The 26,186-nt window shown below is 63.2% G+C and carries 20 protein-coding genes; 11 read left to right on the forward strand and 9 right to left on the reverse strand.

All coding sequences use genetic code 11. The features are described 5' to 3' along the window. Positions 1 to 49: 49 nt before the first annotated feature. Genes IP79_RS14985 through IP79_RS14995 form a run of 3 tightly spaced genes read right to left on the reverse strand, consistent with a single transcriptional unit; the run spans position 50 to position 3,970 of the window. Positions 50 to 964, reverse strand: a complete 915-nt coding sequence (locus tag IP79_RS14985) for an aldo/keto reductase (protein WP_054120120.1) — start codon at positions 962 to 964, stop codon at positions 50 to 52. After that, on the reverse strand, positions 957 to 1,985 hold the full coding sequence (locus IP79_RS14990) for a LacI family DNA-binding transcriptional regulator (RefSeq protein WP_054120121.1): 1,029 nt from the start codon (positions 1,983 to 1,985) through the stop codon (positions 957 to 959). Before IP79_RS14990 ends, IP79_RS14985 begins: the two co-directional genes overlap by 8 nt. Next, positions 1,982 to 3,970: an alpha-glucosidase gene (locus IP79_RS14995; RefSeq protein WP_054120122.1), complete on the reverse strand. Its 1,989-nt coding sequence runs from the start codon at positions 3,968 to 3,970 to the stop codon at positions 1,982 to 1,984. The genes IP79_RS14990 and IP79_RS14995 overlap by 4 nt, the downstream gene beginning before the upstream one ends. A 164-nt stretch (positions 3,971 to 4,134) precedes the next feature. Between IP79_RS14995 and IP79_RS15000 the strand changes: the two genes are divergently transcribed. The 8 genes from IP79_RS15000 to IP79_RS15035 all read left to right on the forward strand — a co-directional run bounded on the left by IP79_RS15000 (position 4,135) and on the right by IP79_RS15035 (position 13,306). Further along, entirely contained in the window at positions 4,135 to 6,459 is a 2,325-nt protein-coding gene (locus IP79_RS15000; RefSeq protein WP_054120123.1) for a TonB-dependent receptor, read from the forward strand. Between the two features lie 126 nt (positions 6,460 to 6,585). Next, a complete protein-coding gene (locus IP79_RS15005) occupies positions 6,586 to 7,851 on the forward strand; it encodes an MFS transporter (protein WP_082337265.1) in 1,266 nt (421 codons plus the stop codon). Positions 7,852 to 7,947: 96 nt separating this feature from the next. Continuing rightward, complete coding sequence (locus tag IP79_RS15010; protein ID WP_054120125.1) at positions 7,948 to 9,036, forward strand: YeiH family protein; 1,089 nt, start codon at positions 7,948 to 7,950, stop codon at positions 9,034 to 9,036. Next, positions 9,036 to 10,523, forward strand: coding sequence for a glycerol-3-phosphate dehydrogenase (locus IP79_RS15015; protein ID WP_054120143.1), 1,488 nt, complete (start codon positions 9,036 to 9,038; stop codon positions 10,521 to 10,523). The genes IP79_RS15010 and IP79_RS15015 overlap by 1 nt, the downstream gene beginning before the upstream one ends. Beyond that, on the forward strand, positions 10,520 to 11,092 hold the full coding sequence (locus IP79_RS15020; RefSeq protein ID WP_054120126.1) for an NADPH-dependent FMN reductase: 573 nt from the start codon (positions 10,520 to 10,522) through the stop codon (positions 11,090 to 11,092). Before IP79_RS15015 ends, IP79_RS15020 begins: the two co-directional genes overlap by 4 nt. After that, positions 11,089 to 11,703 (forward strand): 3,4-dihydroxy-2-butanone-4-phosphate synthase, encoded by a 615-nt coding sequence (locus IP79_RS15025; RefSeq protein WP_054120127.1) that lies wholly within the window; start codon positions 11,089 to 11,091, stop codon positions 11,701 to 11,703. Before IP79_RS15020 ends, IP79_RS15025 begins: the two co-directional genes overlap by 4 nt. A gap of 2 nt (positions 11,704 to 11,705) precedes the next feature. Further along, positions 11,706 to 12,917: a molybdopterin-dependent oxidoreductase gene (locus IP79_RS15030; RefSeq protein ID WP_054120128.1), complete on the forward strand. Its 1,212-nt coding sequence runs from the start codon at positions 11,706 to 11,708 to the stop codon at positions 12,915 to 12,917. Beyond that, entirely contained in the window at positions 12,914 to 13,306 is a 393-nt protein-coding gene (locus IP79_RS15035) for a hypothetical protein (RefSeq protein WP_054120129.1), read from the forward strand. The genes IP79_RS15030 and IP79_RS15035 overlap by 4 nt, the downstream gene beginning before the upstream one ends. A 26-nt stretch (positions 13,307 to 13,332) precedes the next feature. Here IP79_RS15035 and IP79_RS15040 read toward each other — a convergent pair whose 3' ends face one another. The 3 genes from IP79_RS15040 to IP79_RS15050 all read right to left on the reverse strand — a co-directional run bounded on the left by IP79_RS15040 (position 13,333) and on the right by IP79_RS15050 (position 18,737). Continuing rightward, positions 13,333 to 15,621: a putative bifunctional diguanylate cyclase/phosphodiesterase gene (locus tag IP79_RS15040; protein ID WP_054120130.1), complete on the reverse strand. Its 2,289-nt coding sequence runs from the start codon at positions 15,619 to 15,621 to the stop codon at positions 13,333 to 13,335. 47 nt (positions 15,622 to 15,668) lie between these two features. Continuing rightward, complete coding sequence (locus IP79_RS15045; RefSeq protein ID WP_233994250.1) at positions 15,669 to 16,316, reverse strand: methylamine utilization protein; 648 nt, start codon at positions 16,314 to 16,316, stop codon at positions 15,669 to 15,671. Between the two features lie 105 nt (positions 16,317 to 16,421). Beyond that, the gene (locus IP79_RS15050) at positions 16,422 to 18,737 is read right to left on the reverse strand and encodes a putative bifunctional diguanylate cyclase/phosphodiesterase (protein ID WP_054120131.1); all 2,316 of its coding nucleotides are present in this window, start codon (positions 18,735 to 18,737) and stop codon (positions 16,422 to 16,424) included. Positions 18,738 to 18,931: 194 nt separating this feature from the next. On the opposite strand from IP79_RS15050, the gene IP79_RS15055 reads away from it, so the two are divergent. The 3 genes from IP79_RS15055 (at position 18,932) to IP79_RS15065 (ending at position 21,885) form a co-directional block, all read left to right on the forward strand. Continuing rightward, positions 18,932 to 20,011 carry a DUF3034 family protein gene (locus IP79_RS15055; RefSeq protein ID WP_233994251.1) on the forward strand — a complete coding sequence of 360 codons (1,080 nt, stop codon included), beginning with the start codon at positions 18,932 to 18,934 and terminating at the stop codon, positions 20,009 to 20,011. Positions 20,012 to 20,034: 23 nt separating this feature from the next. After that, the gene (locus IP79_RS15060) at positions 20,035 to 20,577 is read left to right on the forward strand and encodes a group I truncated hemoglobin (RefSeq protein WP_082337267.1); all 543 of its coding nucleotides are present in this window, start codon (positions 20,035 to 20,037) and stop codon (positions 20,575 to 20,577) included. Between the two features lie 261 nt (positions 20,578 to 20,838). After that, positions 20,839 to 21,885, forward strand: a complete 1,047-nt coding sequence (locus IP79_RS15065; protein ID WP_197273844.1) for a BLUF domain-containing protein — start codon at positions 20,839 to 20,841, stop codon at positions 21,883 to 21,885. A gap of 17 nt (positions 21,886 to 21,902) precedes the next feature. Here the strand turns inward: IP79_RS15065 and IP79_RS15070 are convergent, their stop codons facing one another. The 3 genes from IP79_RS15070 to IP79_RS15080 form a co-directional block, all read right to left on the reverse strand. Further along, entirely contained in the window at positions 21,903 to 22,628 is a 726-nt protein-coding gene (locus tag IP79_RS15070) for a haloacid dehalogenase type II (protein ID WP_054120133.1), read from the reverse strand. A gap of 83 nt (positions 22,629 to 22,711) precedes the next feature. Then, positions 22,712 to 23,980: an HD-GYP domain-containing protein gene (locus IP79_RS15075; protein ID WP_054120134.1), complete on the reverse strand. Its 1,269-nt coding sequence runs from the start codon at positions 23,978 to 23,980 to the stop codon at positions 22,712 to 22,714. Between the two features lie 97 nt (positions 23,981 to 24,077). Continuing rightward, entirely contained in the window at positions 24,078 to 26,186 is a 2,109-nt protein-coding gene (locus IP79_RS15080) for a proprotein convertase P-domain-containing protein (protein ID WP_197273845.1), read from the reverse strand.

Here is a 26,186-nt window from a genome sequence, read left to right on the forward strand (position 1 = left end):
TTTGGCCCGCTTCGCGTCCGACAAGCTCAGCACGAACAGGTGTTTTCCTTCACGGCAAGGGCACGCCCCGCGCGGCCACCAGCACCGCGTACCAATCCTGCCGCGTCCAGCGCACCTTGAGCGCCTGCGCCCCTTCCGCAATCCGGTCTGCGTTCTGCGAGCCGATGATCGGGACAATCCCGGCAGGATGCGCCATCAGCCAGCTGTAAGCGGCAACTGTGCGCGACACCCCCTGCGCTCCGGCGACGACATCCAGCGCGGCGGCTACGGCCTTGTCCCGCGCGGTCTCCGGCGCTGCGAGCCTGCCGCCACCCAAGGGCGACCATGCCATCGGTATCAGCCCCAACAGCATCGCCTGATCGAGCTCTCCGTTCTCGAAGCAGTCGATCCTGAGCGGGCTGATCTCCGGCTGGGTTGTCGCCAGCTTGGTGCCGAGAAAATGGTTCAGCGCCGCCGTCTGGGCCTGCGTGAAGTTCGACACGCCCAGCGTCCGCACCTTGCCGCTCGCGACCGCATCGTCGAGCACCCGCGCCACCTCTTGCGGATGGGCGAGGATGTCGGGACGATGGATCTGCCACAGATCAACACTGTCCACTTTCAGGCGGGCGAGCGAAGCGTCGATTGCCTTGCGCAGGTAATCCGCGCTCTGGTCATAAGGCAGCGGCGGCAGGATGCCGCCCTTGGTCGCCAGAACCATCCGGTCACGCAACGAAGCGTCAGCAGCCAGCACCTCACCAAGCAGCGCCTCGGCATCGCCGAACCCGCCCTGCCCGTCAAAGCCGTAGATATCGGCAGTATCGAGAAAGGTAATCCCGGCATCCAGCGCCGCGTGCACCAGATCGGCCGCATCGGCAGCGGTACGGCCATTTTCGGCCAACCGCCACATTCCCCAGGCCAGCGGCGATACAGCTATACCGCTTGCGCCCAGTGTGCGGGTAGCTGGCGGGAGGGGCAGTTCACTCATCAATTGTTCCTCTTCGGGGGGCTCTGTTGGGAGGGGCGACCGAGGCGCGCTCCACAAGGTCGTGGGGCAGGCGTTTGTGGGTGATGTCCCCGCCTGCGATCAGGATTTGGGTGGCTGTGCGCGCCAGATCGGCCATCGGCTGACGGATCGTGGTCAGCGGCGGCCAGACGGTGCGGGCAAGAGTGGTATCATCGAAACCCGCCACTGACAGTTCGGCGGGCACATTGATCCCGCGATCATGCGCCACTGCGAGCACGCCTGCGGCCATGTCATCATTCGAAGCGAAGATTGCAGTCGGGCGCCCGGGCTGGTCGAGCAGCGCCCGCGCGCCCGCCACGCCCGAATCGAAATCGAATTCGCCATCGACCACCATCTGCGGCTCGAACGGAATGCCTACCCGGTCGAGCGCGCGGCGGTATCCGAACAACCGGTCGTCCGACGCCATGTGGTTGGTGTGGCCCTTGATGAACCCGATCCGGCGGTGCCCGGCGTTGATCAGATGCGTTGTCATGTCATCGGCGGCCTGCGCGTCGTCCATGAACACGCTGGAGGTGAGCGCGTGGTTCGTACCCGGCGAGATGCGCACGAAAGGGACATCCATCCCCTCAAGCGCGCGCAGCACCGGGTCGCAATCGGTGACGGGGGAGGACAGGATGATGCCATCGACATGGGTCTCGCTCACCAGCCCCCGCACTTGGTCGCCAACGCGCGGATCAGCGACATCGACCGGCTGCGCCAGCAAGCGGATACCGTTTTCCTGGCACACCTCCCAGCAGCCCTTCTGGATCTGGAACATGTAATAGGGGCTGTGATTGTCGTAGATCAGCGCGATCTGGTTTGACTTTGCGCCCGACAGGATGCGCGCCGCGACCGAGGGGCGATAATCGAGATCGGCCATCGCCGCTTCGATCTTCTCGCGCAGTTCCTTGCTGACATAGGGGTGGCCATTGAGCACCCGGCTGACGGTTTTCACCGCAACCCCGGCGCGGGCGGCGACGTCCTTGATATTGGCGCGGCTCATGCAGCGAATTCCGCGAACAGGGGCGCAAAGGTGCTGTGAGCAAGGAAAAATACGGGCGGCTGGCCGACGGGCGCCGGGACATCATACCAGCCGGGGGCGTAATCTTGCCCGCTCCACATATGCCGCCACGCGCCTTGCGGCAAATAAACCCTGCGCATCACCGCCCCCGCTTCGATCACTGGTGCCACCATCACATCGGCACCATAGAGGTATTGATCCTGAATGGTGAAGGTCTCGCAGTCGTCCGGGTGGTGCAGGAACAATGCGCGCTGTGCCGGGAGACCGCTCACTTGCGCCTCGGTGACAAGATGCTTCACATAGGGTGCGAGCGCGGCGTAGACCCGGCTCCAGCGCACGAAACCGTCGATCAACTCGCTGGAGGAGTCGATCTGGAGGTTGTCGTCGGGCCGGTTGCCTTCGTGGGTGCGGAATACGGGGGAAAAGGCACCCAGTTCATACCAGCGCAGCAGCAGTTCGGGGGTGCGGATGTTGCCGAATAAACTCGTGTAGCCGCCCACGTCGGAGTGGCTGAAAGCATTGCCGACAAGGCCGGACGACAGCGCAGCGGTGATCACCGTGCCGATCCCGTCATGACGTGAAAAGTCCACCGACTGGTCTCCAGCCCACAAGAGCGGACAATGCGCCTGCACGCCCGTATGGCCCGCCCGCATGAACCACAGCACATCGCCCGTGCGGCCGCGCGAGGCGACGGCGCGCGCGTTGACCTCGGCCCAGCGCACTGGCCAGCGGTTGTGTTCCTGCATCGGATCGCCATCGAACAGTCGCAAATCGGTCGGCAGATATTCGCCGAAATCGGCCATCCACCCGTCGAGCCCGAAATCGAGCATCCGCTTGCCGATGACTTCCTCGGCGAACCAGTCGCAGGCATCGGGATTGGTGAAATCGACGACACCAGCGTGAAATTCGCCGAAATCGACAAGATAAGGGGTGTCGCTATCGGGGTTCTGGGCGAAATAACCCTGAGCCGCAGCCTCGGCGTACAGTGGGCCGTCCACCGCGAGGTAGGGGTTCACATATCCCAGAAACCGGATGCCTCGCGCCTTCAGGGCGGCAATGCGGCCGGGCAGATCGGGGTAGCGATCCGCGTTCCACTGCCAATCCCAGAACAAGCGACGGCCAAAGCTGGTTTCACGAATGCCGACCCAGTCTTCGCACCATATGGCCGAAACTGCCGCGCCGGCATCGATCAGCGCCTCCAGCCGGCCGAAACTGGCCTCTCCCTGCTTCAGGCCAACCACCGCCCCGCCAAACGCCCAATCAGGCAGTGCGGGGCGCGGGCCAAAGCGTTCTCCCAATTGGCGCGTCAGATCGGCAGGCGTGCCTTCGAACAGATCTATGGCGACGCAACCTGACCAGACATGCACTCGCAAACGCCCGGCTTCGGTTGCATCCAGTTCAACATATTCCGCATTGGCGAGACTGAGCGCCCAACCTGCAGAGCACAGCACGGTAGGCTCAGGGTAATTGGTGGTCCAGTAATCGCCGCCTGCAAATGATCCATCGGCGCTGGCCTGATCGGTGATCGGCGTGCCGGGGTCGCGCCCGACGCCCGGCTCGCTCGTCCAGATCGGGAATGTTCGGCCATTGAGCGCGATATAACTCATCTGCTCCCCGCCGCCCCACAGCACATCATCGGCGCCGAGTTGGAAGTCGATGGTGATGCGATTATGCGGCGGGTTGGTGGAAATTGAGAGCCCTTTGCCGTCGGATGAAACCCGCACATCGGCTCGCGCTGCGGCATTGTGGCTTGTCAGCACCACCTCTGTGCAATCCGTAAAACTGCAACCGGCCAAAGGCGGGGCCGCAGCGGTCTTGTCGGAAAGGCGGAAATTGCCGCGTGCCATCGTAACTTGCGGATCCCCACAAGCCAATGAAATTGCCGGGTAATCAGGTCGGTGAACAAGCAGAGGTTGCCCTGCCAGCAGCAGATCAAATCCCCCCTCGTTCGCAGTAACCTGCAACATCCAGACCCTATTCCCATCGGCCAGCACACCCACTGGCTTGTTCTGACACCGCTTGACATACCAAGGCAGAAAGCGCAACCCGACGGCTGAAAGATCGACCGCGCGGGCGATGATCTTACCCGTCGCCCGAAAGAGTTGATCACATAGCAGGGGAGAGAATCGCGATGTCCACCACCACCCGAATTGCGCGCCGTGTTGCGATCAGGGCGTTTGCCCTTTCCGCCAGTTCGCTGGCGCTGATGTACACCGCACCGGCCTTGGCACAGGTCGAAGAAATCATCGTAACTGCCCAGAAGGTCAAAGAAAATGTGCAGGATGTGCCGATTGCCATCACTGCCGTTTCGGGTGACCGGCTGGATCAGGCGGTGGTCTTCAGCCTCGAAAATATCAGCACTGTCATTCCTTCGGTGACCTTCCGCAAGGGCACCACCAGCGCCAACAGCGCAATCGTGATGCGCGGCGTCGGCACGATCACCTTCTCGGTCGCGGCAGAGCCCAGTGTGTCCACCGTTGTCGATGGGGTCGTTCTGTCGCGTTCAGGCCAGGCCTTCATGGATCTGGTCGATATCGAACGGCTCGAAGTGTTGCGCGGCCCGCAGGGCACGCTATTTGGCCGCAATGCTTCGGCAGGCTTGGTCAACATCGTGTCCAAGGGCGGCAGCGACACCCTCGAAGCCGAAGCCGGTGTGGACTATTTCGAAGGCGACGAAGTGCGCCTGCGCGCCGCCATTGCCGGCCCGTTGGCGGAAAACCTCGCGGCCCGCGTTACAGGCTTCTACGGCAGCTTTGATGGCAACATCACCAACATCAATGCCGGCAGGAATAACACCGTCAACGGTTACGAACGCTACGGCGTGCGCGGCATCCTCGATTACGACAATGGCGGCACCAGCCTGCGTTTCATCGCCGATTACTACAAAGCAAACGACGATTGCTGCGCCGATGTAACCGCGGTCAGCCGCGGCGCGGTGCTCGATGCCGAACTCGGCCTGCCCGGCGGTTCGGCGCAGGGCGAAGACCAGCGCTTCATCAACCACAACCTTGTTACCGAAACCCGTGATCGCCAGTGGAGCCTGACCGGTTCGGGCGATTTCGAGCTCTCCGACACCCACACCCTCAGCGTGGTTCTGGGTTATCGCAACTGGTTCAACCGCGAACTGCGCGAAGGCGATTTCCTGCCCCGCGCCATCGTGGGCACGGGCGAGTTGCACGATGACGGTGTCGTGCGCACCGAGCAATATTCGATCGAGGCCCGCATCTCGTCAGACCAGAGCGCGCCGTTCTTCTATCAGGCTGGCGTGTTTGCGTGGCAATCGGATAACACCCAGGTGTTCACCCGCCGCAACATCACCTGCGCCTCGTCCACCCTGCCGGTCGATCCGAGCACCGGCGGCCGGCCCTGCAACCTGAACGATACCGTCAACACCATCTTCCCCACCGCCACATCGTTCAGCGAAGTGACGTCGAAGAACTTTGCGGTGTTCACGCAGGCGACCTATCGCTTTAGCGAACAGCTCTCGCTGACTGGCGGATTGCGCTACACCTGGGATGATCTGGAATTCAGCCACACCCGCGCACCGGGCGTGAATGCCACCAACGGCGCGCCCGCAACCGGGCCGGGCGTTTCGGGCAATCCGGCCGGCGGCACCATCGCCAGCGGCGGAAACGGCACCAACACCTCGGCAGGATCGACCGACAATGGCAACCTGTCGGGCAAGGCGGTGCTGCAATTCTCGCCGACCGAGGACGTGATGCTCTATGGCAGCTATACCCGCGGCTATAAGGGCCCGGCGTTCAACGTGTTTTTCAACCACACCGCCCCCACCAACGCGATCCCGATTGACGAGGAGCTGTCCGATTCCTTCGAAATCGGCATCAAATCGCAGTTCCTTGATCGCCGGGTGCAGCTCAATCTTGCCGCCTTCTCGGTCGAGTATGACGGGTTCCAGGCCAACAACTTCGTGCTGCTCAATGGCGCGGTCGTGTCCAACCTGACCAATGCGGGCACGGTGAAGAGCGAAGGGTTCGAAGCCGATCTGGTGGTCGCACCAGCCTCTGGCCTCAACTTCCGCGCCAGCGCGGCCTATGCCGATGCGCGGGTCAAGGAGTTCAACCCCAACCCGCTGACCAATGCGCCCAGCGCGATCAATGGCACACAGCTGCCGCTCGCGCCCAAGTTCGTCTATACCATCGGCGGCGATTACACCGCCGATTTGGGCGATGTTGCGCGGATTTATCTCAACACCGATTACCGTCACACCAGTCGCCAGTTTTCCGATCTGGGCGAGGCCGGGCCGATTGATCCCTATGGCATGTGGAACGCCTCGATCGGGTTCTCCGATCCTGACGACAAGTATCGCCTGACCTTCCACGTCCGCAACATCACCGATGACAGTTACGTGTTGCTCAACGTGTCCGCCGGGCAGCGGCTGCAGATCCCGCGCGATGCCGATCGCTACTTCGGGGTTTCCCTGCGCGCCCGCATGTGATGGCGCACCTTCGGGTCGCATCATGACAGCAGGGCCGCCAGAGCGATCTGGCGGCCCTTGCCTTGTCAGGGGACTTCAATACGGCGGCGCTGACCGCGCCCCTTTCCAATTCGTCAGGATTCCGTGATGGCAGCACCCTCCCCGCCCCTTTCCACGCGATTGCGGTGGTCATTGTTCACTGTGTTGTGCGTGGCCGGGGTGTTCAACGCGATGGACCGGCCGATCATCGCGATCCTCAAGCCTGACATGATGGCCGATTTCGGCTGGAGCGACAGCGACTTCGGCGATCTCGCCGCAGTCACGCAGTTTTCCGCCGCTTTTGCTTTCCTGTTCACCGGCTGGCTGGTCGATCGGCTGGGCGTGCATCGTTCGATGCAGGTCGGCGCTTCGGCGTGGAGCCTCGCTGCGATGGCGCACGGCTGGGCGCTGACGACGTGGCAGGTAGTGGCCGCTCGTGTCGGGCTGGGTGTGACAGAAGCGGTGCAGACCCCGCTGACGATCAAGACCGTGGCCACACTGTTCCCGCCAGACCAACGCTCGCTCGCCTTCGGCTTTGCGACAATGCTGGCGGGGGCCGGAACGATTGCGATGCCTTTCGTGATCCCCGCGCTGGCGCTGACAGTGGGTTGGCGAGGGGCGCTGGTCGTGGGCGGGATCGGAGGGTTCATCTCGCTGATCGCATGGATGTGGCTGGCGCGCGGATTGTCGCAATTGCGCGAACGCACGGTTGATATGCCCGCGGCTGCCGATGGCAGCGATGGCAATGGTTACGGCGGCATGCTTTCCAACCGAAAAACCTGGGCCATCGTCGGTGCCAAGGCGCTGTCGGACATGACTTGGTGGTTTATCAATTTCTGGCTAGCAGATTATTACCGCAAGGAATTCGGCCTGACGACGTTGGAACTGGCCGTGCCGCTGGCAATTGCCTTTGCCGGATCGGGGCTTGGCGCGCTGCTGGCCGGATGGGCTTCGACCCGGCTGCTGGAACGCGGCGTCAGCGTCAACCGCGTGCGCAAGGGCGTGATGCTGGTTTCAGCCCTGCTGGTTGCGCCACTGCCGCTGGTGCTGGAGCTTGATTCCTTCTGGCCGGTCGCATGCATGATCGGTGTCGTAATGGCGGGCCATCAGGGCTTTTCGCTCTCGATCTTCTCGACCATCACCGATGTCGTCCCCCATGCCAAGGTCGGGCGCGTGACGGCTTTCGGCGCATTCATGGGCAATATGGGCGGGGTAGCGATTTCGTTGGTTACGGGCCGGGTGCTGGATGCCGGGCTCGGCTTTATCCCGCTGTTCATGTTTGCCGCATCGTCCTATCTGATTGCGCTGGCGTGGTTCCAGTGGCTGCTGCCGAACATCCGCCGCGACGACGGAGCCTTGGGGATGGCGGACTAGCTGAGCCGGTTGCAAAGCGAGGGGTCGCAGCTTAATGCTATGACACCGCAAGACAGAAGGGGTTGATGCAAAGGCGATGGGCAAGACCGAACCCCGATGAAACGCGCAGCCAGGCCCGAATTTGATGCTTATGCCGGCGATCTGTATGGCGAGATGGTGCTCGCCGATGCGGCCACCACTGCGCCCGCCGCGCGCAAACCCCTGTCACGCTTTGTGCCCGGTTTGGCAATTTGTGCGATTGCCAGCGCGGCGGCGGCATGGCTCAGCCAGAATTACGGCGTGCCGGTGATCCTTGCCGGATTGCTGCTGGGCCTCGCGCTCAACTTCGTGACCGGCGATCCGCGCACGCATGACGGGCTTGATGCCTCCTCACGCCACGGGCTGAGAGCGGGGATCGTGCTGCTCGGCTTTCAGGTCACAGTGATGCAGGTTGCCACGATGGGCGCGGTGCCGTTTCTGGGTCTGGCGCTGGTGATGGCTGCTGCGCTGATCGCGGCCCTGCTCGCCGCCCGCATGACGGGCCAAAGCGCCGCCGTGGGCGTGTTGGCGGGCGGATCAACTGCGATCTGCGGCGCATCGGCAGCGCTGGCGCTGTACGGCGCAATCGGGCGCGAAAGGATCGATCAGGCGCAATTCACGCTGACGCTGGTGATCCTTGCCGCTGCCAGCGCCATCGCGCTGACCACCTATCCCGCGCTCAGCCAGATGCTGGGCTTTACCGATGCGCAGGCGGGGTTCCTTGTCGGCGCTTCGATCCATGATGTGGCGCAAGCGATCGGCGCAGGCTTCGCCGTATCCGATGCAGCCGGCGCGCAAGCCACGGTGGTGAAGCTGACACGGGTTGCCATGCTCGCCCCGCTGGTCACGCTGGCCGCCTTGTGGATCGCGCGGGCGGAACCGCTGGCGCAAGGCAATGGCAAGGCGCGTGTGCCGCTGCTGCCGGGCTTCATTCTCGCATTCCTCGCGCTGGTGGGCGTCAATTCGCTGATCACCCTGCCTCCGGCGCTGGCCAGCAATGCACTGATCGCCTCAAAAACCTTGCTGCTGCTGGCCGTGACTGCCACCGCAATGCGCACCCGGACGGACTTGCTGCTGCAACTCGGCTGGCGTTCGGTGATGCCAGTGCTGGCCGCGACGATTGCGTCACTGGCCGTGGCGCTCGGCTTTGCGTGGTGGATGATCTGATGGGTGAGATTTTCGATCTGGCGGTGATTGGCGGCGGCGTGAACGGCGCCGGGATCGCCCGCGATGCCGCCGGTCGCGGGGCCAGAGTGCTGCTGCTGGAGCGCGGGGATCTGGCGGAAGGCACCTCGTCCAATTCGACCAAGCTGATCCACGGCGGCCTGAGATACCTGGAGCATTATGAGTTCTCTCTTGTTCGCGAGGCGCTGACAGAGCGCGAAGTGCTGTGGGGCATTGCGCCGCACATCATCTGGCCGCTGCGCTTCATCCTGCCGCACCGCCCCGGCCTGCGTCCGCGCTGGCTGCTGCGGCTGGGTCTGTTCCTTTATGACCATATCGGCGGGCGCAAATATCTACCGGCCACACAAAGCGTCGATCTGGCCACCCATCCCGCTGGCGCGCCGCTCAAGCCCGAATATACCCGCGGCTTCGCCTATTCGGATGGCTGGGTGGATGATGCCCGGCTGGTGGTGCTGAACGCGCGCGATGCGGCCGACAGGGGCGCCGAAGTGCGCACCCGCTGCGAAGTGACAGCGCTCACCCGGGAAGGCGGTTGCTGGCGCATCGCCGCAGGTGGTGAGGCCTTCCACGCCCGCGCTGTGGTAAACGCGGCAGGCCCGCGGGTGCTTGAACTGCTGGGCCGCGCGGGCGAGCCGTCCGCACAGCGGATGCGGCTGGTGCGCGGTTCGCATATCGTGGTGCGCAAACTGTTCGACCACGATTATGCCTATTTCTTCCAGCTGCCCGACGGCCGGATTTTCTTCGCCATCCCTTACGAAGGCGACTTTACGCTGATCGGCACGACCGATGTCGATCATGATGGCAGCCTTGACGATGTGCGCGCCAGTCCGGAGGAAATCGCCTATCTGTGTGAAGGCGCTTCGGAATATTTCCGCCAAGCTGTCACTCCTGCTGATGTGGTGTGGACCTATTCCGGCGTGCGACCGCTGATCGACGACGGGTCGGGCAAGCCAGAGGCTGCAACCCGCGGGTATAACTTCGAGATCGACGGGGCTGAAGGTGAAGCACCACTCTTGTCCGTGTTCGGCGGCAAGATCACCACCTACCGCGAACTCAGTGCCGAGGCGATCGGCCTGCTGGCGCCGTTCCTGCCCGTGCTCGAAGGGCCGGACTGGACCGGCTCAGCGCCCCTGCCCGGCGGGAATTTCGGGCGCCGCGAGGCGCTGGACAAGGTCAACGCCTTGGCCGCGCGCCATCTGTTCCTGACCCGCGAAAAGGCGCAGCGTCTGATCCGACTTTACGGCACACTGGCCGAGACGATCCTTGCCGATGCGACGAGCCCGGCTGACCTTGGCAAGGATTTCGGCCATGGCCTCACCGGCGCAGAGGTCGATTATCTCATCACCCGCGAATGGGCGCGCACCGCTGACGACATCCTGTGGCGGCGCACCAAGCTGGGACTGCATTTCACCCAGGAACAGACCGCAAGCCTTGCTGCCTATATCTCTGAAAGGATCACCTCCGCATGACCCGAATCGTAGCCCTTGGCGGCACGGTGAATCCCGGAAGCTCGACCGAGCAGGCGTTGCGTCTGGCCGCCAGCGTGGCGGCAGAGGCGGGGGCGGAAGTGATGGTGTTCGGCGGCGAATATCTCACCGCCCTGCCGCATTATCTGGGGCCGCTGCATGATCCTTCGCAGGGGGCCGAAATGGTCGCGGCAGTGCGCGCGGCGGATGGCTTGCTGGTGGCTGCCCCCGGTTATCACGGCACCATCTCCGGCGTGGTGAAAAACGCGCTCGATTACCTTGAAGACCTCAGCAAGGATGAACGCCCCTATCTTGATGGCCGCGCTGTCGGGCTGATTGCCACCGCGTTCGGCGATCAGGCGTCGATGTCGACGCTGCTTACGATGCGGGCGATCACCCATGCCCTGCGCGGCTGGCCCACCCCGATGGGGGCGACGATCCGCACCTATCGCGGGCTGTTTTCGCCTGATGGCGAGTGCCTTGATGAGCGCGCGCGGGGCCAGCTCGAACTGGTCGGCAAACAGGTGGTGCTGGGCGCGAAAAGCTTTGCCGCCGGAAGGGATCTGGCGTGAGCAGCCCGGCGCTGGATTATGCGCTGGCCGAGATTGCGGCAGGGCGCATCGTCGTCATTTCGGGCGACCGCCTGCGCGGCGGGGATATTGATCTGATGTGCGCGGCGCGGCACGCAACGCCCGAAGCGATCAATTTCATGGCGACCTTCGGGCGCGGGTTGATCTGTCTGGCGGTAACGCCTGAGCGTGCCGCGCAGCTTGGCCTCACCCTTGTCAATTCCGGAACGTCGCGCCAGACCGGGCGGCCTTTCGCCCGTTCGATCGAGGCGGGCAGCGGGGTGTCCACCGGCATCTCCGCCGCCGACCGGGCGCATACCGTGCGGGTGGCAATTGCCGAGGGCGCAAGCGCTGCGGATATCCACTCGCCCGGCCACGTTTTCCCCCTGATCGCGCAATCCGGCGGCGTTCTGGCAAGGCCTGCTGCGTGCGAGGCTTCGATCGACCTTGCGCAGTTGGCCCGCGCAGGCGATGCAGCGGTGATCTGTTCGATCATGCGCGATGACGGGGAAATGGCACGGATTGATGACATCGGCGATCTGCTGCGCGACCATGGCTTGGCCGTCGCGGAAATCGGCGACCTGATCGGGCGGTTGGAGCGGGAGAAGGTCTGACGATGGACGGGGGCAAACTCACCCGCCGCACACTGATTGCCGGCGCGGGCGGAGCGGCGCTGACTGCGCCGGTCCTGGGCCAGAAACTCGCAGGGCATCTGATCGATCTCGGCCTGCCCGGCGGGCCGAGCCTGCGCCCGCTTACCCCCGCCTTCCCCGGCAAGGGCGAAATGATCGTCCAGCGCATCCGGCCCCCGTTGCTCGAAGCGCCGATGAGCGTGTTCCGCGAAGGCGTGATCACCCCGAATGACCGGATGTTCGTGCGCTGGAACTGGGACATGCCGACCAGCGTGAAAGCCGCCGATCACCGCGTCGCGGTGGGCGGTGCGGTGAAGCATGCCGTGTCGCTGACGCTCGATGAAATCGCGTCTGCCGGAGAGCATGTCTCGGTCGTCGCGATCAACCAGTGCGCGGGCAACGGGCGCGGGCTTTCCGACCCGCGGGTGACCGGCACCCAATGGGGCAATGGCGCCATGGGCTGCGCGAAATGGACCGGCGTGCGGCTCAAGGATGTGCTCGCCAAGGCGGGTGTCGCCGACGGCGCGGCCCGCGTTCGCTTTGCCGGATTGGACGTGCCGCTGACCGACGGTGCGCCGCAATTTATCAAGTCTATCCCGATGGATATCGCCATGCGCGATGATGTGCTGGTCGCGTGGGGCATGAATGATGAACCCCTGCCGCTGCTCCACGGGTTCCCCTTGCGGATCGTGGTGCCGGGCTGGTTTTCAACCTATTGGGTCAAGATGCTCGCCACGATCGAGGTGCTGACCGGCGAGGATGACAGTTACTACGTCGCCAAGTCCTATCGCGTGCCCGCCGCCCCGATTACGCCGGACGAAAAGGACTTCGAAACGGTGGCGATCACCGCCATGCCGCCGCGCGCTTTCATCACCAGTCACGCCGATGGCGATGTGGTGGCCAAGGGCAAGCCGCTGGTGCTGGAAGGGATCGCGATGGGCGGCGAAGCGGCGCTTGCCAAGGTTGATCTGGTGGGCGAACGCGGGCTGGAAATCCCCTGCTCGCTCGGCCCGGATGAAGGCCCCTTTGCCTTCCGCCGCTGGCAGGTGACGATCCCCGAAGTCACCGGAAACCTTGCACAAATCGGCGTGCGTGCCGCCAACGTCAACGGCGCGGTGCAGCCCGAAAGCCTCGCCTGGAACCCCAGCGGCTATGCCCGCAATGTGATCGAACGCATCACCCTGAGGGCGCAATGAAGCGGCTCGCCTTTATCCTGCCCGCCTTGCTGCTGGCGTCCTGCGACAGCGCGCCGCAAGCCACCTTTGCCGATGCCAGCATCACGTTGCCCGACGATCCGCTCGACCTGCCCGATCTGCCCGGGCGCGATGCGGTGATCGGCAATTGCACCGCCTGCCATTCGCCCTCCACCATGCTGCAACAGCCCAAGGTGAGCCGCGAGAAGTGGGAGAAACAGGTCGCTAAGATGATCGAGATTTACAAGGCGCCGGTCGATCCTGCCGCGATCCCGCAGATTGTCGATTACATGGTCGCCGTTCAGGCAGAGCAGGCCGCAGCCGAACAGGGCAATGTTTCACGTGAAACATCGGGTCAAGCCGGGCCTAAAGGGGGGCTAGAGGGGGTCTAGCGGGGGCTAGGACGCATCTAAACGGATCAAGCGCGCAGCTGGCGCTGGTATCCGGCCCCTTCGGCCAGCATCCGGGCGACCGCGCTAGCTGCCACCGGCTTGGAAAACAGATAGCCCTGAATGTGGCGACAGCCTTCGCGTTCGAGCACTTCGAACTGCGAGACATCCTCCACCCCTTCGGCCAGCGTTTCCATTCCCAGCGCATCGGCCAGCGTGGTGATGGCGCGGATCACGGCGTGGGCATTGCTGCTGGTGCCAAGATCATCGATAAAGCTCTTGTCGATCTTGACCTTGTCGAACGGGAAGGATCGCAGATAGCTGAGCGAGGAATAGCCCGTCCCGAAATCATCGAGCGCGATCTTCACGCCAATGTTGCGCAAGCCGTGCAGCGTGGCAAGCGTGGCTTCGACATCGGCGATGAAGATGCTTTCGGTAATCTCCAGCTCCAGCCGCTGCGGGACAAGCCCGCTGGCAGACAAGGCCGAAAGCACCGTGCCCGAAAGCCCGCTTGACGTGAATTGCCGGGGCGACACATTGACTGCGACCGAAACGTCCTCCGGCCAGGTGGTGGCATGGTGGCACGCTTCGCGCAGCACCCATTCGCCAATCGGCACGATCAGCCCGGTTTCTTCGGCCAGGGGGATGAATTCGACCGGGTTGATCCGCCCGCGCGTGGGATGGTTCCAGCGCACCAGCGCCTCGAAACCGGTCAGGCGCCGTTCGACAATGCTGTAAAGCGGCTGGAAGTTCAGTTCGAAATCGCCGTCGCGGATGGCGCTGCGCAGGTCGAGCTCCATCTGGCGGCGGCGGCGCGCGGCTTCATCAAGGCCGGGTTCGAAGAAGTGGTAGGTCGCCTTGCCTTCGTGCTTGGCACGGTACAGCGCAAGATCGGCGTTCTTCAGCAGCGTGGTGCCGTCCACCCCGTCGCCCGGTGCCAGGGCGATCCCGATACTGGCCCCGCCCGGCGCATTCTGGCCATTGATCGTGATCGGCCGGGCAAAGCTGCGCTGCAACGCGTCGGCCAGTCCGCCAAGGCTGTCGGCTTCGGCGATCCCGTCGATCAGGATGGCAAACTCGTCCCCGCCCAGCCGCGCGATCAGCGCATCGGGCATGTCTTCGCGCAGGTGGTCGGCCACAATCCGAAGCATGGTATCGCCTGCCGGATGGCCGAGTGTGTCATTGACCATCTTGAAATCATCAAGATCGACATAGGCCACCATCACCTGTTCGCCCGGACGGCGGCGGGAGAGGACATTGGTGAGCTGTTCGGTAAACAGCTTGCGGTTGGGCAGCCCGGTCAGGCCATCGTGCAGGCCGACATGGATAATCTCGCGTTCGCGTTCTTCGATGGCGGCCACCATCTGGTTGAAACTGCCCGCCAGCCGCCCGATTTCGTCGTCCGTATCGATTGCCAGCGACACTTCGCGGCCCTGCCCGATCAGTCGCGTGGCTTCATCCAGCCGCTGGAGCGGTTCGGTCACACCGCGCGCCACGCGCCAGCTGATCCCCAGCACAAGCGCAAGGCCGACAGCCGCCAGAGCCACCAGCAACCATTTCAGTTCGGCATAGGCGGCCAGGGTTGCCTCAAGCGAATGGCGCAGCACCAGACGCGGGGCGATCCCGTCCTGAAGCACCGCGAGATCAGAGGTGTAGTACAGCGCATGCTGGCCCTCATGATGATCGACCACGGCGCCCGGCCGTTCGCCACGCAGCCATTGTGGCTGATCGCTGGCGTCCATCACTTTCGCTTCCAGCGCAATCGGGGCGAGTTCCACCAGCCGGTCAAGCTCGGCCCGGTTCAGCGGCTGGGCAATCACCAGCCAGCCGATCAGATCGGGGGCCTGGATCGGCGCGGCGGCGGCCAGTGCGAAGCCGCGGCCTGACCTGATGATCCCGCGGGAATGGCCTGCATCCAGACTGTTCCAAAGCGATTCCGGCGCGGCAACAGGGGCGCCGCCTGCGCCCAGCACGTCGCCGTCCAGCGTCAGAACAAAAGCCTTATCGCTGCCAGCGCGCGCTTCAAGATTGGCGATCGCACTGGCAATTGTGGGCGCATCGCCCGTTGCCACGGCTTCACGAAAGCCGAAATCGCGGGCCAGAACGCCAGCCTGATCGCCCATCTGCCCTGCACGGGTCGAAATGATCTCGTCAAACACACGGGCATTGGCGGCCAGATCACGCGCCGCGCTGGCATGGGCGAACTGCGAAAGGCCGCTGGATGCCAGCGCAACCACCACCGTCAGCACCAGCGCGAACGCCGAGGCATAGAGCACCGCAATGCGCATCCGCAGCGAACCGAAGCGGAGCAATGCCAAGCGTGCCAGCGCCCGCTGCGCTGACGAAAAGACCGCAGGAGAGTGGTTCAACGCAGATCGACCTTGAGCTTGTGCGTCTGCGAAGCGCCGTTGACGGAAAAAGCGGATTTTGTTTCGTTGGCGGGGCTGCGCAATTGCGGATGCCACACTGTCAGCCTGGAAGCGCCCGCGGGCATGCCTTCCAGCGTCACGTAGCCATTGTGATCGGTCTTGCCGGCAAACGGGGTATCCGTGACGCGGATATATCCGCGCATCTGGTCATGGATATTGCAGCCCAGCTTGACGCTGCCGGTGATCGGGAAGGTATGGGTGCGGGTCTGATCGCGGCCATAAAGTTCGATCTCAAACCGCGCAGGCTTGGAAAAACTGTAGATCGAATGGCGCACGGTATCGAGGTTCGGAAAGGCGACCGTGCTGCCTCTGGCGACCACCAGCGTGCCAGGCACGAATTGCTGGTTCCGTTGCGCCATCCCCATCTTCCACGGAAAGCGGATCGGCCCGCTACCGGCCTTGCTGCTGTGCAGTTCCACCACCGCGTCGCGCACCGGCAGGCCATTGGCATCGACCACCTGCACCCGCACGCTTGCCCCGCCCGCCGCCTGCACGGCAATCGCTCCGCCTGCCAGCATGGCAAGGGGCAGGGCGGCAACACAGGCACGCAGGCGAAGATCAGACAGGGTTCGCATATTCACCATCAGGCCTAATGGTAAACCCTTAAGAAACTCTCGCCTTCAAGTAAGATTACGTAAGGGCACCGGGTTAAGGTGCATGGCCATGTGCCCCGGGCCTGTTGCCTGCAATCAGGCGCGCAACTGGCGTTGGTAAGCCGCGCCGTCGGCCAGCAGCCCCGCAATCGCACTGGCGGCCACCGGCTTTGAGAACAGGTAGCCCTGAATGTGCCTGCACCCTTCCCTTGCGAGCACGTCGTATTGGGCCGCGTCCTCCACCCCTTCGGCCAGCGTTTCCATTCCCAGCGCATCGGCCAGCGTGGTGATGGCGCGGATCACAGCATGGCCGTTGCTGCTGGTGCCCAGCTCCTCGACGAAAGTTCTGTCGATCTTGACCTTGTCGAACGGGAATGACCGCAGATAATGCAACGTCGAATAACCGGTGCCGAAATCGTCGAGCGAAATGCGCAGGCCCAGATTGTGCAGGCTGCGCAAGATCGCCATCACCTTTTCGGTATCAGCCACGAAGATGTTTTCGGTCACCTCGATTTCGAACCTGTGCGCCGCCAGCCCGCTGTTGGTCAGCGCCTGCATGATCGTGTGGGGCAAGCCGCTGTAATTGAACTGCTTGGGCGTGATGTTGACCGATATGGTGATGTCGTCCGGCCACTGGCTGGCCTGATGGCAGGCTTCGCGGATCACCCAATTGCCGATCGGGATGATCAGCCCGGTTTCCTCGGCCAGACCGATAAATTCATCAGGTGGCACCAGCCCGCGTTCCGGGTGGTTCCAGCGGATCAGGGCTTCGAACCCGGTGATGCCTTGCTGCTGCACCGAATAGAGCGGGTGATAGGCCAGCTCGAACTCGCCCCGCTCGACCGCGCGGCGCATTTCGTGTTCCATCTGCCGCCGGGAACGCGCCTGCGCATCAAGCTCCGGCTCGAAGAAGTGGTAGGTCGCCTTGCCTTCGTGTTTGGCACGGTAGAGCGCCAGATCGGCGTGCTTCATCAGCTGGCTTACGTCGGTTCCATCTGCCGGGGCAACCGCAATGCCGATGCTGGCCGAACAATCGGCCTTCTGCCCTTCGATCGGGATCGACGCGATCAGGCATTGCTTCAGTCGTTCGGCAACCGCGGCGAGGTTCGTGTCGGGCTTGATCTGATCCATCATGATCGCGAATTCATCGCCGCCGAACCGCGAGATCAGCGCATCGGGATAATCGGCGCGCATCTGATCTGCCACCGCCTTCAGCAGCGCATCGCCCGCCGGATGGCCGAGCGTATCGTTGACGACCTTGAAGTTGTCGAGATCGATGAAGGCGAGCATCAGCTTGTCGCCGGGTCTGATCCGGGTGAGCGCTTGCCCCAGCTTTTCGACGAACAGCTTGCGCGAGGCGAGCCCTGTCAGGCTGTCGTGCAGGCCGATATAGATCTGGCGTTCGCGTTCCTCGATGGCTTCGGCCATGTTGACAAAACTGCGCGCCAGCCTGCCGATTTCGTCATCGGTGCCAATCGCCAGTGTCACTTCGCGCCCCTCGCCGATCAGGCGGGTAGCCTCGTCGAGCTGCTGGAGCGGTTCGGTCACGCTGCGTGCCACCCGCCAGCTGAGACCGAACACCAGAATGATCCCTGCCAGCGCCAACAGGCTGACCAGCCAGTTGATCCGCGAAAACTCCGCCAGTGTGGGGGCAAGCGCGTGGCGCAGCACCAGTCGCGGCGTGATCCCTTCCTGCAACACGGCCAGGTTGGCGGTATAATAAAGCGCGCGTTCCTGTTCCTCGCGGCTAAACACGGTGCCGGTGATTGCCGCACGCAGCCATTGCGGCTGATTGCGGGTGTCAATCACGCGGGCTTCCAGCGCAATCGGGGCCAGCCCGACCAGCTGGTCAAGCTCTGCCCGGTCAAGCGGCTGGGCCATGACCAGCCAACCGATCAGATCGGGCGCCTCGATCGGCGCGGCGGCAGCCAGCGCAAGGCCACTATCGGTCATGATAATCCCGCGGGTTCCGCCGGCATCAAGCCTGCTCAACAAGGGCATCGGATCGGGAATGCCAGTCTTGCCCGGCCGCAGCACGTCGCCTTCGAGCGTCAGAACGAAAGCAGATTCGCTGGCGGCGCGTTTTTCGAGGCTGGCAAGCGCGCTGGAAATGGTGGGCACATCACCGGTCGCCACCGCTTCGCGAAATCCGAAATCGCGCGCCAGCACATCGGCCTGCGTGCTGATCTGGTCTGCGCGCACATCGAGGATTTCATCGAACACACGGGCATTGGCCGCCAGATCGCGCGCCGCGCTGGCTTCGGCAAAGCGCGAAAGTCCGCCGGTTGTGATGATCACAATCAACGCCAGCACCACAGTGAACAGCGCGGCATAAAGCACCGCAATGCGAACCCGCAACGAACCGAATCGCAGGCCCAGCACCCGGCCAAAAAGCTGCCGTGCGTGGATCATCGCAGCGCAACCAGAGACGCACATGCGCATGCCCTGCCACCCCTTGCAGGGCGACAAAGTGCTTTCAGGAAGTGAGCGATTTCAAAGTTTGCAATCGATGCCATGATCAGACTGAAGCTTTAATTCCTACCCTTTAAGAAATCCCCCATTGCTGGTTTAGGTACAATTTACCTTATCACCCTAACCTTGCCGTCATGACCTTGCTTGCCCCCTGCCTGGCGGCGCTGTGTCAGGCCGCTGTGACCGCCAGCGTCCCTGCTGCTGCCGAGACCGTGCCGACCATCGCCTTTCAACCGGTGATTGATGCCGAACCTGTCATCGAACCCGTCATCGAAGCAGGCGCCGAATCTGGTTCAAACCCGCAACTTGCAGTCGCGCCCATGCCGCTCGATCATGCCCCCACCCGCCGCGCAATTGCTCCGCTGGACGAAACCAATGCGTTGGGCGGTGGCGGCCTGCGGATCGGCAAGGTGGACATGTTCAAGGGCGGCAAACTGCTGCTGACCAACGGGATCAGCACGGTCGAAGGATCATCCGGCGGCGGGATTGCGCGCTGGGCCACCATCGGCGGGCGGCAGATGCCCGGCGGGATCGGCATTTCCGGCCATGCCACCGCTGTCGAACTGCCCGATTTCGGCTGGCGATCTTACGGCGTGGCGGTGGGCTTTGGTGATCGGCTGGAACTGTCATACGCCCGCGCCAATTTCGACACACGCGATGTGGGCGCGCTGCTGGGCATCGGCCAGGGCTATACCTTCAATCAGGACATCTACGGCGCCAAGCTGCGGCTGGCGGGCGATGTGGTCTACGGGACAAGCTGGTTGCCGCAGATCGCCGTGGGGATCGAACACAAACGCAACCTTGATGGCGGGCTTGTGCAAGCGCTGGGCGCAGGCGACGACAGCGGCACCGATTACACCATCAGCGCCACCAAGCTGCTGCTGGCGCGCAGCGTGCTGGTCAACGCCACCTTGCGCTATACCGAGGCGAACCAGTTGGGCCTGCTCGGCTTCGGCAGCGCAGCGGGTGAAGAATACAAGCTGCAATTCGAAGGATCGCTGGGATACCAGCTTTCGCGCCGAGCAGTAATCGGCGCGGAATATCGCACCAAGCCGGACAATCTCGGCCTTGGCGAGGATGACTGGATGGATATTTTCGCGGCTTATGCGCTGACCGATAACCTCACGCTGGCCGCCGCCTATGTCGATCTCGGATCGATCGCCACCATCTCCGGTCAGCGCGGCGGCTTCCTGTCCGCGCAGATCGCATTTTGACCTGAAAATCCGGAAACCTGCCGATGATGATAACCGCCACCGCCACCGCTGCTGCCATGCTGATGCTGTTGCAACAGGCCCCCGCCGAAGGCACCGATTGGGACGCGGAATTCGGCGTCGAACAAAAGCAGCGCGATCCTGTGACGGGCGAACTTCCGGTCGATCCCTATGAACAGTCGAACGCCAATGCAGGCGCTGCCCCCTATGACAGCGCGAAACTCGTCGCCGATTTCGGCGGGCGCGAAGGCATTGCCCGGATCGCGGCGCGCACGGTCGATCTGAGCGAGGCCGATCCGCGCATCGCCGACATTTTCGCCGCGCATGATATGGTGCGGCTAAAACGCACGCTGGGCGAACAGTTCTGTTTTCTGCTGGGCGCAGGCTGCGATTACACCGGGCGCGACATGCGCAGCGCCCACGCTGAAATGGGCGTGACCAAAGCCGATTTGAACGCGCTGGTGGAAAACCTGCAACGCGCCATGGGCGAAGCGGGCGTGCCTTTTTCCTCACAATACCGCCTGTTGGCCAAGCTTGCCCCCATGTCGCGCGACGTGGTTGTGCGTTGAACGCAACATTGCGGAAAAAGATTGCGATCTTCGCGCTTGACGATTGGCGTCGGTAGGGGGACATTGCAACCGTCCCGGAGGATCGCAGGGCAACGTTCAAACAGGCAGACTGGCCACCAACCGCCAGCACCTTGAACGCAGCAAGGGATCCTTTGGGTTGAGACTTTGGCGGATGGGGATCGTCTGCTGGACCGCTCGGCGATGCTCTCCCGCGCCTTGATTTCCGCACGCCCTCGTCCCGTGAAGGGGTGGTATGTTGTGATGGGTGGAATCAATAGCCAAAACGGCTCAGCCGACTGGATTGCCTGCCTGACTTACAAAAGCACGGCGACGGCAACCCCCAGTGCGAGCGATCTCGACTTTCTCGTTGCCAAGGCGCGCGCCCGCAACAACCGCCTCGGCGTGACAGGGATGCTGCTGTTCGAGAACGGCTGCTTTCTCCAGACGCTCGAAGGGCCGCCGACCGCGCTCGAATCGCTGTGGTCTTCGATCCAGCGCGATGGCCGCCACAATCATATCGAAGTGCTGAGCGAACATATCGTCACCGCCCGGCTGTTTTCCGATTGGGACCTGCTGCTGGATGGCCGCATGGATGATCTGCCGCGTAAGCCGCATCCGGCGGCAATCGCCCCGCCCGCCATGGCCGAACATATTGACCGGCTGGTGGAATTGTCGCTGAACGGCGATGATCTCGGCCTCAATACGCTGGTGGCGGGCTTTGCCGATGATGGCTGGACAAGCGATGCGATCCTGTCGCTGCTGATAGAACCCGCTGCCCGCGCGATGGGCGATGCCTGGCTTGACGATCTGTGCAGCGAGATCGATCTGACCATCGGCCTCAGCATGCTGCAACTTGCAGGCCATGCGGTGCGGTATATCCCTTCGCCGCAGACCATCCGCAACAGCCATTACCGCGTGCTGCTGGCGACCGCGCCGGGCGAAGCGCACATGCTGGGCACCACGCTGCTGGCAGACCAGTTTCTTGATGCCGGTTGGCAGGTCGACATGGCCTTCCCGACAAGCGAAGAGGCGTTGACCAATCAGGTCAATGCCCAGCACCCCGATGCGCTGGATATCGGCCTGTCGGAAGCCCTGCCGCGCCAGCACGCGCTGGCCAGCCTGCGCACGACGATCGAACACAGCCGCCTTGTTGCCGCCGAACATCCCACGGTAATCTCCGTCGGCGGGCGGCTGTTTGCCGATGCCGTGGCCACCGCGCAATCGGTGGGCGCGGATCATGCCCGCAAGGGTGTGGCAGGCACCAGCATCCGGCTGGCCGAACTGGTGCAACAGAACCGCAAGCGCTAACGGCGCCCGCTGCCGTTTCAGCAGCCCAGCCGGTCCGCAAGATCGGCCAGGCTGGTGGCTGACCATTCCCACGCCTGCTCGTAATGGGCATCGGGCGCGGGCGCGCCGCCATATTCGTCCGGGCGATCGACATAAGCTGTCAGCAGCCCGCAGGCGCGTGCCCCGGCCAGGTCGCCGTGATGGGCGGCGACCAGACACAATTCATCCGCCGCGATGCCCAACACCTCTGCCGTGTGCAGGTAGGCGCGGGGATCGGGCTTGTAAGCGCCGCTGACTTCCGCCCCAAGGATCGCATCCCACGGCAGCCCGCCATGCCGCGCCATTGCCAGCAGCAGCGCGACATTGCCGTTCGACAGCGTGACAATCGGAAACTGCGTTTTCAGCCGCGTCAGCCCCGCCACCGCATCGGGCCACGGATCAAGCCGGTGCCATGCGCGGTTCCAGTCTGCCAGCAGCGCCTCGTCCAGACTGGCCGGATCGATGCCCCATTCGCGCAATGTGGCCTCCAGCATTTCGCGGTGCAGCACATCGAGCGGCACGAAGGCCCGCTCCGATTTCCGCATCCCGAACATCGCCGCGATATATTGCCCGCGCCACACATCAGCGAAGGCAGCAGCATCGCGATCCGCATGGCCGATCCGCTCCAGAAATACGGCAGATTCGCGCGCGATGCTGGTGCGCCAGTCGACCACGGTGCCGAACACATCGAAGGCAAGCGCTTTGGGAAGGGGCGGCGTGGACATGGCGGGAACGGCAACCTTTCGTGACGGCACAGTGCCACGCCGCGATACGCATGCGCGGCCGCAGGTGCAAATGCGCCAGCCCTTCAGATCGCGAGTTTGTAAGCCGTCAGGAAAATCAGTTCGCGTAGCTGCGCTTCATCGGGCAGGCCGCAGTCTGCCAGTTCGGCAATGCCAATGATCGCATCCTGACTGTCAGCGCGCGCCAGTTCGATGCGGTGCGGCACGATCCGCTCGCCCGTCTGGCGTGAGAAGAACGCCTGCACCACCGGACGGTTGGCATCGGCCGGATATTCATCGATCACCATTCCCACCTTGCCGCTGGCGAGTTCCACAAACGAACCTACCGGATACAGCCCGACCGATTCGATGAAGGCGCGTAGGATATCATCGTCGAACGCGCCCTCCATCTGCTTCAATCGCTGCACCGCCACCGCCGGATCAAGCGCGCCTGCGGAGTTTGATCGGGTCAGCAGGAAATCAAAGCTGTCGCATACCGCCGCCATACAGCCGATGGTGCTGATTTCGCCGCGCTTCAACCCTTTGGGAAAGCCGGTGCCATCCATGCGTTCGTGGTGTTCAAGGCAGGCCGCCAGCACGCTATCGGGCAGATTGCCGTCGTTCAACAGGGCGCGGTGGCCCAGCAGCACATGCTGCTGCCAGATCTTGGGATCAGCCGTGCGGATATCGCCACTGGCAGTCTCGGCGCTTTGGGGCAGGTAATTGGTGCCGATGTCCAGCAATAGTCCGGCCAGCCCGGCTTCATGCACTTCGGTGCTGGAAAGTTTCATGTGGCGGCCCAGTGCCACCATCAACGCGCTGACGGAAAGCGCGTGCTGATACACCGCCTCGTTCTTCAGCTTGCAGCGCATCAGGCCGCCAAAGGCCTGCGGATTGCGCCGCACCGAATCCATGATGTCGGCGACCACCGGCTGCACTGCTTTTACATTGATCGCCTTGCCCAGCCGGGCGGCGATGAAGGTGTTGTGGACGGTCTTCTGCGCCCGCATGGCAAGCGCCTGCGCAGTATGCACTTCGACATGGGTGGGCGTGGGATCGGTGGTGCTGGCGGCCCGCGCCGTCATCTTGCGGATGCGCGAATCGGGCCGGGGCGCGCTGTTGTTCACCTGCCCCGGACGGTGTCCTGCATCACGCGGGCCAGCCTCGCCCACATCCCTGCCTTTGTCGGTATCGATCACCACACCTTCAAGGCTACTAGAACGCAGCGTCGCCAGCTTTTCGCTGTCATCGATCAGGAACTTCGCCTTCCAGAACGGATGGGAAAACCAGCTTCCTTCCATCTTGTGCACGAACATGCCGATTTCGAGGTCTGAAACTGTGATACGCTTCAGCATGGTCAATGTGCTCTGGTCCCGCTCTTGTGTGATTTCTCCATAATCATGCACTTGCGGGATTTGCTTGGACGGCGCTTAGGGAAAAACCCCTACGTCGCTACTCGATGATGTAGCGCACCCGCAGCGTGAAGCTGCGCCCTGCGCCCAGCCCGCCGCCGGGCCGCACGCGGAAACTGGTGACATTGCTGTCGCAACCCTGCGCATCGGCGGCAGGCACGTGGTTCCAGCTGCCGCCGCTATTGCTGGAAAACTCCAGACTGTCCGTGGCTGATGCCAGAGAGGTGAAAGTGTAAGTGAGCCCTGATCCGCCCGGATCGGTGAATATCACCGGCCCGCCTGCGCGATTGATCTGGCACAGCTTGGCATCCGCCGGGCCGTTATCGATCACCACCACGCTGTTATTGTCAGTCGCCGCGGTGCCATTATTGGCGACCGAGATGAGATATTCGACCAGCGCGCCGGGGATCGCCTTGGGGTTGGTGCCAAGGTTTACCGGATCGGAAATCAGCGTGCTGACTTTGGTGACCGAAAGTTCGGCAAACGGGTTGCACACGATCAGATCGTGCAGGCTGATGCCCTGCTGGCCGGGATTCGCAGGCGCCGTGGTATGGTTGCCATAACGGATGGTGATGCTGTCGACCGGATCGCTGAAGGTCACCACCAGATTGCCGAACCCCTCGCCATCGGCTGACAGCACATCGCCGATCGCGATATTGCCCTGTACATAATTGGCATTGCCGTTGGTCAGCACCGGCATCACCTGATTGCCGCCGAGATTGCCCACCACCTCGACCCTGTCAGCGAACTGGTTGGCGAAGAAATCGATGTCGAAAATAGTGAACTGCACTCCGTTGAAGGATCGCGGCAGCGTAATCGTCATTTCGACTTCGCCAGACAGGCTCGACTGGTCGGCGATTACGGTCAGGCCGGGTTCTGATGGCGATAGTCCGCCGGTGATGCTGCTGTTTACGGTGGGCGATTGGCCGCCATAGGCGGGGATGTTCTGGTACACCCCGTCATTGTTCAGCTGGAAACGCACGTTGCCATAGCTGGCAAAGGCATAGGTGTTGTCGGTCGATCCCGGCGCCCACCCCGAAATCGCGCCCCAATCAAACACCGAAAAGCCCGCCGGGCAGGCCAGTTGCGGCGGAATGCCTGCCGCACGGCCTGATTGCACAACAAAGGAGGAAATGGCGTAGTCATCCTCTCCGGTCGCGCCATTGTTCACGGTCGAATCCGGATCGGGAAGACTGCTGGCAGTGATCTGCGCGGTGTTTGTAACAGTGGTGCCGGGGCTGGAAGAAACCGATCCGGTGATCGTGATCACCGCAACTTGGCCGGGCGCAAGCGTGCCGACATTCCAGTCGCCGGTGCCTGCGTTAAAGCTGCCGGTGCCGCTGGAACTGGCGAAGGTGAACCCGGCGGGCAAGTTATCGCGCACCACGATCCCGCTCGCCGTGCCGGTCGAGTTCGTGGCATTCGTCACCGTCAACCGCCATGAAGCGCTGCCGCCTGCGGTCGGCGGCGATCCGATCAGCTGCTTGGTCAGCGAAAGGTCAGCCGATTGCGGGGTGAGATACAACTCGGCATGGCGGAAGGTGCCATTGCCTGCGGCCGGGCGAATATCGCAAACCTCAAGCCGCCAGGTACCATTGGCCTGCCGCCCGTTAAACGCCGATAGCGCCGCGTTGGGACGGTACGTGTTTTGAAATGGCGGCGCAGTGATGGATTGGTTGCGGGTGTTGCCATCGGTGTTGACCAACTGCCCTGCACTATCATCCAACAGCACGTTGAGGTTGTCGCCAATGATCACGTTCCCGGGAACGCCGTCAACCAAGCGCACGCGAGTTCCGTCGGGTGCCTGCAATGTCACGCCAACATCGCCGCGCTGTCCATGCTGGACATAAACACCCAGATCGACATCGGCGATGACGAAATTGCCGGTCACGTTGAAATCGCGCACCAGCGGCGCGGTGCAGGTCTGCGAGGAGCCCACCACGCCATCGGTGGTGTTGACGACGGTGGTGACAGATTGCGCCGCCAGCGGCACGGCAAGGCTGCCGGCCACTACCGCGCCCAGTAGCCGCAGCCCGCTGCGCAGCTTGCCCCAACCCTTCAACACTCGGCTTTCCCGCTCCATGTCCCTGCCATAGGAAAACATGGTAAACAGACCGTTAGCCTTACCGGGCTGATGTGGGCTGATCAC

It is taken from the genome of Porphyrobacter sp. AAP60 (assembly GCF_001296025.1).
Lineage (GTDB): Bacteria > Pseudomonadota > Alphaproteobacteria > Sphingomonadales > Sphingomonadaceae > Erythrobacter.

What these genes read in the sequence shown, in the direction of transcription:
- IP79_RS15050 (WP_054120131.1), bottom strand. Translation starts at nt 18,737, where the DNA reads ATGATCCACGCACGGCAGCTTTTTGGCCGGGTGCTGGGCCTGCGATTC.
- IP79_RS15010 (WP_054120125.1), top strand. Translation starts at nt 7,948, where the DNA reads ATGAAACGCGCAGCCAGGCCCGAATTTGATGCTTATGCCGGCGATCTG.
- IP79_RS15055 (WP_233994251.1), top strand. Translation starts at nt 18,932, where the DNA reads ATGACCTTGCTTGCCCCCTGCCTGGCGGCGCTGTGTCAGGCCGCTGTG.
- IP79_RS15000 (WP_054120123.1), top strand. Translation starts at nt 4,135, where the DNA reads ATGTCCACCACCACCCGAATTGCGCGCCGTGTTGCGATCAGGGCGTTT.
- IP79_RS15020 (WP_054120126.1), top strand. Translation starts at nt 10,520, where the DNA reads ATGACCCGAATCGTAGCCCTTGGCGGCACGGTGAATCCCGGAAGCTCG.
- IP79_RS15060 (WP_082337267.1), top strand. Translation starts at nt 20,035, where the DNA reads ATGATGATAACCGCCACCGCCACCGCTGCTGCCATGCTGATGCTGTTG.
- IP79_RS15070 (WP_054120133.1), bottom strand. Translation starts at nt 22,628, where the DNA reads ATGTCCACGCCGCCCCTTCCCAAAGCGCTTGCCTTCGATGTGTTCGGC.
- IP79_RS15075 (WP_054120134.1), bottom strand. Translation starts at nt 23,980, where the DNA reads ATGCTGAAGCGTATCACAGTTTCAGACCTCGAAATCGGCATGTTCGTG.
- IP79_RS14995 (WP_054120122.1), bottom strand. Translation starts at nt 3,970, where the DNA reads ATGTTGCAGGTTACTGCGAACGAGGGGGGATTTGATCTGCTGCTGGCA.
- IP79_RS15035 (WP_054120129.1), top strand. Translation starts at nt 12,914, where the DNA reads ATGAAGCGGCTCGCCTTTATCCTGCCCGCCTTGCTGCTGGCGTCCTGC.
- IP79_RS15015 (WP_054120143.1), top strand. Translation starts at nt 9,036, where the DNA reads ATGGGTGAGATTTTCGATCTGGCGGTGATTGGCGGCGGCGTGAACGGC.
- IP79_RS15045 (WP_233994250.1), bottom strand. Translation starts at nt 16,316, where the DNA reads ATGGTGAATATGCGAACCCTGTCTGATCTTCGCCTGCGTGCCTGTGTT.
- IP79_RS15065 (WP_197273844.1), top strand. Translation starts at nt 20,839, where the DNA reads ATGGGTGGAATCAATAGCCAAAACGGCTCAGCCGACTGGATTGCCTGC.
- IP79_RS15005 (WP_082337265.1), top strand. Translation starts at nt 6,586, where the DNA reads ATGGCAGCACCCTCCCCGCCCCTTTCCACGCGATTGCGGTGGTCATTG.
- IP79_RS14990 (WP_054120121.1), bottom strand. Translation starts at nt 1,985, where the DNA reads ATGAGCCGCGCCAATATCAAGGACGTCGCCGCCCGCGCCGGGGTTGCG.
- IP79_RS14985 (WP_054120120.1), bottom strand. Translation starts at nt 964, where the DNA reads ATGAGTGAACTGCCCCTCCCGCCAGCTACCCGCACACTGGGCGCAAGC.
- IP79_RS15030 (WP_054120128.1), top strand. Translation starts at nt 11,706, where the DNA reads ATGGACGGGGGCAAACTCACCCGCCGCACACTGATTGCCGGCGCGGGC.